We start from the raw sequence: 11,883 nt of genomic DNA, 5'->3' as shown, positions 1-11,883 counted from the left end.
ATCAAGTCCAACTTCGGCCATACGCAGGCCGCGGCCGGTGTCGCCGGTGTGATGAAGATGGTGCTGGCCATCCAGCACGGACTGCTGCCGCGGACCCTCAACGTCGATGAGCCCACCCCGCACGTGGACTGGTCGGCGGGCGCGGTCGCCCTGCTGACCGAGGCGCGGGAGTGGCCGGAGACCGGGCGTCCGCGCCGGGCCGCGGTGTCCTCGTGCGGCATCAGCGGAACCAACGCGCACACCATCATCGAGCAGGCCCCGGTGTACGCGGACGAGACCGAGGACACGGCGCCCGCCGCCGCGCCCCGGTCCGGCTCCCCCGCCACCTGGGTGCTCTCCGCCAAGTCCCCCGAGGGCCTGCGCGACCAGGCCGTACGGCTGCGCGCCCACCTCGGCGAGCGGCCCGAGCTGGACCTCACCGACGTGGCGTTCACGCTCGCCACGCGCCGTACCGCCTTCGAGGAGCGCGCGGCGCTGGTGGCCGGGGACCGGGACGGTCTGCTGTCCGGCCTGGAAGCGCTCGCCGAGGGCCGCACGGCGGCCGGGCTGGTGCGGGGCTCGGTGGCCGGTGGCAAGGTGGCGTTCCTGTTCACGGGGCAGGGGAGTCAGCGGCTGGGGATGGGGCGTGAGCTGTACGACGCCTTCCCGGTGTTCGCGGACGCGCTGGACGCGGTGTGCGCGCACTTGGACGGGCATCTGGAGCGTCCGCTGCGGGAGGTGCTGTTCGGCGAGGACGCCGAGGCGTTGGATCAGACGGGGTTCACTCAGCCCGCATTGTTCGCGGTCGAGGTGGCGTTGTTCCGGCTGGTCGAGGCGTGGGGTCTGAAGGCGGACTTCCTGTCCGGGCATTCGATCGGTGAGCTGGCGGCGGCCCATGTGGCGGGTGTGCTGTCCTTGGCCGATGCCGCGAAGCTGGTGGCGGCGCGTGGCCGTTTGATGCAGGAGCTTCCGGCGGGTGGTGCGATGGTCGCGGTGCAGGCGTCGGAGGACGAGGTGGCGCCGCTGCTGACCGGGCGGGTCTCGATCGCCGCGCTGAACGGTCCGGCGTCGGTGGTCATCGCGGGTGATGAGGACGCGGCTCTGGAGATTGCTTCCGGTTTCGAGGCGCGGGGTCGTAAGACCAAGCGCCTCACCGTGAGCCATGCCTTCCACTCGCCGCGTATGGACGGGATGCTGGAGGCGTTCCGTGAGGTGGCTGAGGGGTTGACCTACGCGGCCCCGCGTATCCCGATCGTCTCCAACCTCACCGGTGGCGTGGTCTCCGCCGAGGAGATCACCAGCCCCGACTTCTGGGTCCGCCACGTCCGCGAAGCCGTCCGCTTCCTCGATGGCGTCCGGACCATGGAGGCCCAGGGCGTCACCACCTACGTCGAGCTCGGCCCCGACGGTGTGCTCACCGCCATGGCCCAGGACTGTGTGACAGGTGAGGACGCCGCCTTCGCCGCCGTGCTGCGCAAGGACCGTCCCGAGGCCGAGGCACTGCTGTCGGCCGTCGCGCGGGCGCATGTGCGGGGCGTGGCGGTGGACTGGGCGGCCTACTACGCCCGTACCGGCGCCACGCAGGTCGCGCTGCCCACGTACGCTTTCCAGCGGCAGCGCTACTGGCCGAAGGTCTCGTCGCTGTACCTCGGTGACGTGGCCGCGGTCGGGCTGGGCGAGGCCGAGCATCCGCTGCTCGGTGCCAGCGCCGAACTGCCGGACGCGGACGGGATGTTGTTCACCGGGCGGCTGGCGCTGTCCACGCACCCGTGGCTCGCGGGCCACACCATCCTGGACACCGTGCTGCTGCCCGGCACCGCGTTCGTGGAGCTGGCGATCCGCGCCGGTGACCAGGTCGGCTGCGACTACCTGGAGGAGCTGACCCTCGAGGCGCCGCTGGTGCTGCCCGCGCGGGGCGGCGTCCAGCTGCGGCTCTCGGTCGGCGCGGCCGACGAGACGGGCCGCCGACCGCTGTCGCTGCACTCCCGGCTGGAGAGCCTGCCCGCCGAGGAGCCGTGGACCCGGCACGCCGCCGGTGTCCTGGCGTCCGGCGGCCGCCCTGAGGCGTCGTTCGAGCTGAGCGCGTGGCCCCCGGCGGACGCGACCGAGGTGGAGCTGGACGGCCGCTACGAGGGTCTGCTGGACATCGGCTTCGCCTACGGCCCCGCGTTCCAGGGGCTGCGCAGGGCGTGGCAGCGCGGCGGCGAGGTGTTCGCCGAGGTGGCGCTGGACGAGGAGACGGCCGAGGAGGCCGCCGCGTTCGGGCTGCACCCGGCGCTGCTGGACTCCGCCCTGCACGCCATCGGGATGGGCGGCCTGGGCAACACGGGCGGCGAAGGACGGCTGCCGTTCGCCTGGACCGGCGTGTCGCTGTACGCGAGCGGCGCCTCGGCGCTGCGGGTACACCTGACCCCGGCCGGCGCCGACGGCGTCCGGCTGGAGATCGCCGACACCACCGGTGCGCCGGTCGCGGCCGTCGAGACGCTCGGGCTGCGCCCGGTCTCGGCCGAGCAGCTGCGGAGCGCGCGCACGGCCTACCACGAGTCGCTGTTCCGCCTGGAGTGGGCGACCACGGCCGGGCTCGCCGACGCGGCCGGGGCGGATGTCCCCGCCGACGGCCGGTGGGCGGTGCTGGGCGCCGATCCGCTCGGGCTCGGGACCACGGCGTACGGGGACCTGGAGACGCTGGCCGGGGCGGTCGCCGCGGGCACGGCGCCCGCGCCCGAGTACGTCGTCGTGTCGCCGTCCGCGGAGGTCGGTGAGCAGGTGGCCCGCGGGGCGCACCGCGCCGCCGCCGCGGCGCTCTCCGTCGTCCAGCGGTGGCTGGAGGAGGAGCGGTTCGGGGACGCCCCGCTGGTCGTGGTGACGCGTGGCGCGGTGGCCGTCGGGACGGAAGAGCCCGTGGCGGACCTGGCCGGTGCGGCCGTCTGGGGTCTGCTGCGCTCGGCGCAGTCGGAGAACCCGGGCCGCTTCGTGCTGGTGGACACCGACGGCGCGGACGAGTCGCTACGGGCGCTGCCCGCCGCGCTGGCCTCGGGCGAGCCGCAGCTGGCGATCCGCGCGGGCGCGGTGTCCGTGCCGCGGCTGGCGCGGGTGGCCGTGGAGCCGGAGGGCGACGAGTTCCGGGGCCTCGCCCCCGAGGGCACGGTGCTGGTGACCGGCGCGTCCGGTTCGCTGGGCGGTCTGGTGGCCCGGCATCTGGTGGCGGAGCGTGGCGTACGGCATCTGCTGCTGGTGAGCCGCCGTGGCGGCGAGGCGGCGGGCGCGGGCGAACTCACCGCCGAGCTGGCCGAGTTGGGCGCGTGCGTGCGCTGGGCGGCGTGTGACGTGGCCGACCGGGACGCGCTCGCCGCGGCCCTCGCCACCGTCCCGGCCGAGCACCCGCTGACCGCCGTCGTCCACACGGCCGGTGTGCTGGACGACGGTGTGATCGGCTCCCTCACCTCCGAGCGCGTCGACCGCGTCATGCGCCCGAAGGTGGACGCGGCCTGGAACCTCCACGAGCTCACCCGCGAGCTGGACCTGACCGCCTTCGTGCTGTTCTCGTCCTCCTCCGGTGTGTTCGGCGGTCCGGGCCAGGGCAACTACGCGGCCGCCAACGCCTTCCTGGACGCCCTCGCCCGCCACCGCGCCGCCCGGGGCCTGCCCGCCACCGCGCTCGCGTGGGGCCTGTGGGCCGGGGCCGGTATGGGCAGCACCCTGGACGAGGCCGACATCGCCCGGATGCGGCGCGCCGGACTGCCGCCGCTGCCGGTGGCCGAGGGCCTCGCGCTGCTCGACACCGCGCTGACCGTCCGCGAGGCGTCGCTGGTGCCGATGCGGGTGGACGTCGCGGCGCTGCGCACCCAGGCCGCCAGTGGCGCGGTCTCGCCCCTGTTCCGCGGTCTGGTGCGGATCCCGGCGCGGCGCGCGGTGGACGCGGCCGCGGCGGGCGGCGAGTCCGGTCTCGCCGGGCGGCTCGCCGGGCTGTCCGAGCCCGAGCAGGAGCGGCTGCTGCTGGACCTGGTGCGCGGCCAGGTGGCCACCGTGCTCGGCTACGCCGGTGCGGAGACCATCGGTTCGGGCCGGGCGTTCAAGGACCTCGGCTTCGACTCGCTGACAGCTGTTGAGCTGCGCAACCAGCTCAACACGGTCACCGGGCTGCGGCTGCCCGCCACGCTCATCTTCGACTACCCGGACCCGCAGGTCCTGGCCCGCCATCTGCGCACCGAGCTCGTCGGAGCGCAGTCCACGGTGGTGCACACGCCGGTGCCGGTCGTGGCCGCCACCGACGACGAGCCGATCGCCATCGTGGCGATGAGCTGCCGCTACCCCGGCGGGGTCACCACCCCCGAGGAGCTGTGGCAGCTGCTCGCCGCGGGCGAGGACGGCATCTCCCGCTTCCCCGACAACCGCGGCTGGGACCTCGAGGCGCTCTACGACCCGGACCCGGAGACCCAGGGCACCTCCTACGCCCGCGAGGGCGGATTCCTGCACGACGCCGCCGAGTTCGACCCGGCGTTCTTCGGGATCTCGCCGCGCGAGGCGCTGGCGATGGACCCGCAGCAGCGGCTGCTGCTGGAGACGTCCTGGGAGGCGTTCGAGCGCGCCGGGATCGACCCGCTGTCCGTGCGCGGCAGCAGGACCGGTGTGTTCGCGGGCGTCATGTACCACGACTACGGGTCCCGGCTGCACGCCGTCCCGAACGAGGTCGAGGGCTACCTCGGCACCGGCAGCTCCAGCAGCGTGGTGTCCGGCCGCGTGGCCTACACCTTCGGTCTGGAGGGCCCGGCCGTCACGGTCGACACGGCCTGCTCGTCCTCGCTGGTGGCACTCCACCTGGCGGCGCAGGCGCTGCGCCAGGGCGAGTGCTCGCTGGCGCTGGCCGGCGGTGTCACGGTGATGTTCACCCCGGGTACGTTCATCGACTTCAGCCGCCAGCGCGGCCTGGCCAGGGACGGCCGCTGCAAGTCCTTCGCGGCCGCCGCCGACGGCACCGGCTGGGGCGAGGGCGCGGGCATGCTGCTCCTGGAGCGGCTGTCGGACGCCCGGCGCAACGGCCATGAGGTGCTGGCGATCGTGCGCGGCTCGGCCGTCAACCAGGACGGCGCGTCCAACGGTCTGACCGCGCCCAACGGCCCGTCCCAGCAGCGCGTCATTCGCCAGGCGCTCGCCAACGCCCGCCTGACCACCGGTGAGGTGGACGTCGTCGAGGCGCACGGCACGGGCACCACGCTGGGCGACCCGATCGAGGCCCAGGCGCTGCTGGCCACCTATGGCCGGGAGCGGGACGCGGAGCGGCCGCTGTGGCTGGGCTCGGTGAAGTCCAACCTGGGCCACACCCAGGCCGCCTCGGGCGTGGCCGGTGTCATCAAGATGGTCCTGTCGATGCGGCACGGCCTGCTGCCGCGGACGCTGCACGTGGACGAGCCGTCGCCGCATGTGGACTGGTCGGCGGGCGCGGTGTCGCTGCTGACCGAGGCCCGGGAGTGGCCGGAGACCGGCCGCCCGCGCCGGGCCGCGGTGTCCTCGTTCGGCATCAGCGGCACCAACGCCCACGCCATCATCGAGCAGCCGCCCGCCCCCGAGCCGAGCGAGCCCGCGGCGGAGCCCGAGGCCCTGCCGTACGTGCCCGTGCTGCTGTCGGCCCGTACCGAGGACGGGGTGCGGGCCCAGGCGCGGCGGCTGCGGTCGCGGATCGCGGCCGAGCCCCGGGTCTCCCTCACCGACCTGGGCTTCTCGCTGGCCACGACCCGCGCCGCGCTGGAACACCGCGTCGCGCTGGTGGCCGAGAGCCATGACGAGGTGCTGGGCGCGCTGGACGCGCTGGCGCGCGGTGAGCACCCGGCGCAGGCGCTGCGCGGGGTGGCCACCGAGGGCAAGGTGGCGTTCCTGTTCACCGGGCAGGGCAGCCAGCGGCCCGGCATGGGCCGTGAGCTGTACGGGACGTTCCCGCGCTTCGCGGAGGCGCTGGACGAGGTGTGCGACGCGCTGGACCCGCACCTCGAACGGCCGCTGAAGACCGTGCTGTTCGGCGAGGACGCCGAGGCCCTGGACCGGACGGGCGTCACCCAGCCCGCGCTGTTCGCCGTCGAGGTGGCGCTGTTCCGGCTGGTCGAGGCGTGGGGTCTGAAGGCGGACTACGTGGCCGGCCACTCGATCGGCGAGCTGGCCGCCGCGCATGTGGCGGGTGTGTTGTCGCTCGCGGACGCGGCGAAGTTGGTCGCGGCGCGCGGGCGGTTGATGCAGGAGCTGCCCGCTGGTGGCGCGATGATCGCCGTCCAGGCGTCCGAGGACGAGGTGGCGCCGCTGCTCACCGACCGCGTGTCCATCGCCGCCCTCAATGGGCCGTCGTCGGTGGTCATCGCGGGTGACGAGGACGCGGCGACGGAGATCGCTTCTGGTTTCGAGGCGCGGGGTCGTAAGACCAAGCGGCTCACCGTCAGCCACGCCTTCCACTCGCCGCACATGGACCCGATGCTCGCGGACTTCCGCAAGTTGGCCGAGGGCCTGACCTACAACGCCCCGACGATCCCGCTGGTGTCCTGCCTCACCGGCACCGTGGTCTCCGCCGACGAGATCCGCCTGCCGGACTTCTGGGTGCGCCACGTCCGTGAGTCCGTCCGCTTCGTCGACGGTGTCCGCACCCTGCGCGAGCAGGGCGTGACCACGTATCTGGAGCTCGGCCCGGACGGGGTGCTCTCCGCGATGGGCGAGGACTGCCTCGCCGAGACGGAGGCGGGGACCGGGACCAGGACCGGGGCCGGGACTGGGGCCGACGGCGGCGTGGACACCGACGCGGTGTTCGTCCCCGCCCTGCGCGGTGGCCGCCCCGAGGCCCAGGCGCTCGCCATCGCACTCGCCCACCTCCATGTCCGCGGCGCGGCCCCGGACTGGGCGGCGGTCTACGCCGGGCGCGGCGCCCGCCGCGTGGAGCTGCCCACCTACGCCTTCCAGCGCCAGCGCTACTGGCTCGACGTGGGCATCTCCGTCGAGGACGTGATCTCCGCGGGCCTCGACACGGCCGACCACCCGCTGCTGGGCGCGGCGGTGGAACTCCCCGACACCGGTGGCTTCGTGTTCACCGGGCGGCTGTCGCTGCTGACCCACCCCTGGCTGGCCGACCACGCCGTCATGGACACCGTGCTGCTGCCCGGCACCGCCTTCGTGGAACTCGCGCTGCGCGCCGGCCACGAGGCGGGCTGTGACACGGTCGAGGAGCTGACCCTCCAGGCCCCGCTGGTCCTGCCCGAACAGGGCGCCGTCCAGCTGCGGCTGGAGCTCGCGGCGGCCGACGAGACCGGGCGGCGCCCGCTGACCCTGCACTCCCGCCGGGAGGACGTGCCCGCCGACGAGCCGTGGCTCCGCCACGCCACCGGCTTCCTCGCCCCGAGCGGCTCGGATGCCCCGGACGAGGCTGTGGACCTGGGCGTCTGGCCCCCGGCCGACGCGAAGGCTCTGGCGACCGAGGAGTTCTACGAGGGCGCGGCCGCCGCCGGACTCGGCTACGGCCCGGTCTTCCAGGGGCTGCGCGCCGCCTGGCGGCGCGGCGAGGAGCTGTTCGCCGAGATCCGGCTGGACCAGGGCCTCGAGCCCCAGGCCGCCGCGTACGGGGTGCATCCGGCGCTGCTGGACGCCGCCCTGCACACCCTCGGCCTCGACCCGGAGGGCGAGGGGAGCGAGGGGGCGCGGCTGCCGTTCGCCTGGACCGGCGTACGGCTGTACGCCGGGGGCGCCGCATCGTTGCGCGTACGGCTGCGGCCCGGCGCCGACGGGGTGTCGCTGCACCTCGCCGACGGCACCGGCGCCGCCGTGGCCACCATCGACGGCCTGGTGCTGCGCCCGCTGGCGGCCGAGCAACTGGACGCCTCGCGCGCCGCGCACCACGAGTCGCTGTTCCGCCCCGAGTGGACCGAGCTGTCGGCCCTGTCCGCGTCCGCCACCGGCATCCCGCTCGGCGAGCGCTGGGTGACCCTCGGCGCCGCCACCGGCTTCACCGTCGGCGGCGAGCGGCTGGACGACCACGCGGACCTCGCGGCGCTCGCCGCCTCGCTCGACGGCGGCGCGTCCGCCCCCGACGTGGTCGTGGCGCCCCTCACGGGCGTGGCGTCCCCCACCGCGACCGGCGGCGCGGCGCCTCTGCGCGCGACCGACGGCGCGGCGTCCCTGCCCGCAACGGACGGTACGGCTCCCCTCACCGCCCCCGGCGGCGGCATCGCGTCCGTGCCCGACAGCGCCCGGGCCGCCGCCCGGGACGCCCTGGACCTGGTCCAGAACTGGCTGACCGACCAGCGGCTCGCCGACACCCGTCTCGTCCTCGTCACCCGTGGCGCGGTCGCGGCGGCCCCCGGCGAGGACGTCGCCGACCTGGCCCACACCACCGCGTGGGGCCTGGTGAAGTCCGCGCAGTCGGAGAACCCCGGCCGCTTCGTCCTGGTGGACATCGACGGCACGGACGCCTCCCAGCGGGCCCTGCCGTCGGTGCTCGCCACCGACGAACCGCAGCTCGCCCTGCGCTCCGGCACCGGCCACGCCTACCGGCTCGCCCGGGTCCCGGCCCCGGCGGACGCCCCCGAGCCGGCCGGACTCGGCGACCCGGAGGGCACCGTGCTGCTGAGCGGCGCCACCGGCGCCCTCGGCGGACTCTTCGCCCGCCACCTGGTGGCGGAGCGTGGCGTACGGCATCTGCTGCTGGTCAGCCGCCGCGGGGGCGAAGCCCCGGGGGCGGCCGAACTCGCCGCCGAACTGGGCGCGTTGGGCGCCGAGGTCACCTGGGCGGCCTGTGACACCGCCGACCGGGACGCCCTGGCCGCCACCCTCGCGGCCATCCCGGACGAGCACCCGCTGACCGCCGTGGTGCACACCGCGGGCGTCCTGGACGACGGGGTGATCAGCTCGCTGACCGGTGAGCGGATCGACACCGTGCTGCGCCCCAAGGTGGACGCGGCGTGGAACCTCCACGAGCTCACCCGCGACCTCGACCTGGCCGCGTTCGTGCTCTTCTCCTCGGCCGCCGGTGCCTTCGGCAGCTCGGGGCAGGGCAACTACGCCGCGGCCAACACCTTCCTGGACGCGCTCGCCCAGCACCGCCACGCCCAGGGCCTGCCCGCGAGCTCGCTCGCCTGGGGCCTGTGGGCGGCGGCCGACGGCATGGCCGGATCCCTCGACACCTCCGATGTGACCCGCATCTCGCGCGGTGGCTTCGCGGCGCTCGGACAGGACGAGGGCCTGGCGCTGTTCGACGTGGCGGGCACCCTGCCCGAGGCCGTGCTGGTACCGATCCGCGTCGACACGGGAGCGCTGCGCGGCCAGGCCGCCGCCGGGCTGCTGCCGCCGCTGCTGCGCGGCCTGGTCCGCACCCCCGTACGGCGCTCCGCCGACACCGGGGCCACCTCCGGTGTCGTGGCCGACTCGGGCGCGGGCTCGCTCGCGACCCGGCTCTCCGGGCTCTCGGAGGCCGAACGCGACCGCGAGCTGCTGGAGGTCGTCCGCGCCCATGTGGCGGCCGTCCTCGGCCACGCCACCCCGGACGACGTGGACGCCGGCCGCGGCTTCCTCGACCTCGGCTTCGACTCGCTCACCGCCGTGGATCTGCGCAACCGACTGGGCGCCGCCGCCGGGCTGCGCCTGCCGGTCACGCTGATCTTCGACTACCCGACGCCCACCGCGCTCGCCGGGTATCTGCGCGAGGAGCTGGGCTTGGACGGCGCGGCCGGACACCAGCCCGTACACGCGGAGCTCGACAAGCTCGAGGCGATCCTCGCCACGATCGCCCCGGACGACCTCGAGCGCCCCGGCATCACCACCCGCCTGCGCGACCTCTTGTCGAAGTGGAATGAAACGCAAAGTGCTACGGACAGCACCGCAGATGACCGTGAAATCCAGTCCGCGACGGCAGACGAGATCTTCGATCTCCTCGACGACGAGCTCGGGCTCTCCTGACCTGCTCCACAAGAGCTCATCGACTCACCTCAGCACCGCGGGGACGGCGTAATGGCGACGGCGAACGAAGAGAAGTACCTCGACTACCTCAAGCGGGCCACCACCGACCTGCGCGAGGCGCGGCGGCGGCTGCGCGAGGTCGAGGAGCGCGAGCAGGAGCCCATCGCCATCGTGGCGATGAGCTGCCGCTACCCCGGCGGGGTCAGCACCCCGGAGGAGCTGTGGGAGCTCGTCGCCCGCGGCGGTGACGCGGCCACGCCGTACCCCACCAACCGCGGCTGGGCCACCGACGTCCTCTTCGAGCCGGACCCGGACAGCGGCCAGGAGCCGTACGTCCACGAGGGCGGATTCCTGCACGACGCGGCCGACTTCGACCCGGCGTTCTTCGGGATCTCGCCGCGCGAGGCGCTGGCGATGGACCCGCAGCAGCGGCTGCTGCTGGAGACCTCGTGGGAGGCGTTCGAGCGCGCGGGCATCGACCCGACCACGCTCCAGGGCAGCCAGACCGGTGTGTTCGCGGGCGTGATGTACCACGACTACGCCTCCCGGCTGCTCTCCGCGCCCGAGGACGTCGAGGGCTTCCTCGGCAACGGCAGCTCCGGCTCCATCGCCTCCGGCCGCGTCGCCTACACCTTCGGCCTGGAGGGGCCGGCCGTCACCATCGACACGGCCTGCTCCTCCTCCCTGGTCGCCCTGCACTTCGCCGCGCAGGCGCTGCGCCGCCGGGAGTGCTCGCTGGCCCTGGCCGGCGGTGTCACCGTCATGTCCACCCCCGGCACCTTCACCGAGTTCAGCCGCCAGCGCGGACTCGCGGCGGACGGCCGCTGCAAGTCCTTCGCGGCCGCCGCCGACGGCACCGGCTGGGGCGAGGGCGCGGGCATGCTGCTGCTGGAGCGGCTGTCGGACGCGCGGAAGAACGGCCACCCGGTGCTGGCCGTCGTGCGCGGCAGCGCCATCAACCAGGACGGCGCCAGCAGCGGGCTGACCGCGCCCAACGGCCCCTCGCAGCAGCGCGTCATCCGCCAGGCCCTGGCCGCCGCCCGGCTCGCCCCCGGGCAGATCGACGTGGTCGAGGCCCACGGCACGGGCACCACGCTCGGCGACCCCATCGAGGCGCAGGCCCTGCTCGCCACGTACGGGCGCAACCACAGCGAGGACCAGCCGCTGTGGCTGGGCTCCATCAAGTCCAACATCGGGCACACCCAGGCCGCCGCCGGTGTCGCGGGCATCATCAAGATGGTCATGGCGATGCGCCACGGGGTGCTTCCGCCGACCCTCCACGTCGACCAGCCCACCCCCAACGTCGACTGGTCGGCGGGCGCCGTCTCGCTGCTGACCGAGGGGCGGGCCTGGCCGGACACCGGGCAGCCGCGCCGGGCCGCGGTGTCCTCGTTCGGCATCAGCGGCACCAACGCGCACACCATCCTGGAGCAGGCGCCGGAGCCGGAGGAGGCGGAAGCCGCGAAGACGGCTGACGACGCCCCCGCCGAGCCCCGCGCCACCGCGCTGCCGCTGTGGACCGTGGCCGCCAAGAGCCGCCCCGCGCTGCGCGCCCAGGCCGCGAACCTGCGCGCCCACCTCGAGGCCCACCCCGAACTGCGCCTCACCGACGTCGGCTTCTCGCTGGCCACCGGCCGGGCCGCCTTCGAGCACCGGGCGGCGATCGTCGCCGACGACCGCGAGGGCCTGATACGGGCCCTCGACGCACTGTCCCGCGAGGAGCCCGCGACCGGGCTGGTCGAGGGCAAGGTCGCGAGCGGCAAGGTGGCGTTCCTGTTCACGGGGCAGGGGAGCCAGCGGCTGGGGATGGGTCGTGAGCTGTACGACGCCTACCCGGTGTTCGCGGAGGCGCTGGATGAGGTGTGGGCGGAGCTGGATCCGCATCTTGAGCGTCCGCTGAAGGATGTCCTGTTCGGGGATGATGCGGAGGCGCTGGATCGGACGGGGTTCACTCAGCCCGCGTTGTTCGCGGTTGAGGTGGCG

General features: G+C 74.7%; 2 protein-coding genes. Both read left to right on the top strand.

The features are described 5' to 3' along the window. Positions 1-9,900 (top strand): type I polyketide synthase (locus tag IEJ02_RS46800; RefSeq protein WP_191070352.1); only part of this gene is annotated, 9,900 nt, incomplete at its 5' end. A gap of 51 nt (positions 9,901-9,951) precedes the next feature. Beyond that, positions 9,952-11,883, top strand: a 1,932-nt coding sequence (locus IEJ02_RS46795) for a type I polyketide synthase (RefSeq protein WP_191070351.1), incomplete at its 3' end; no start/stop codon positions are given.

Origin of the sequence: Streptomyces sp. 5-10, from assembly GCF_014712245.1 — a bacterium.
Lineage (GTDB): Bacteria > Actinomycetota > Actinomycetes > Streptomycetales > Streptomycetaceae > Streptomyces > Streptomyces violaceusniger.
The sequence above is the reverse complement of the archived record's forward strand: the minus strand, read 5'-3'. Positions and strand labels throughout refer to the sequence as shown.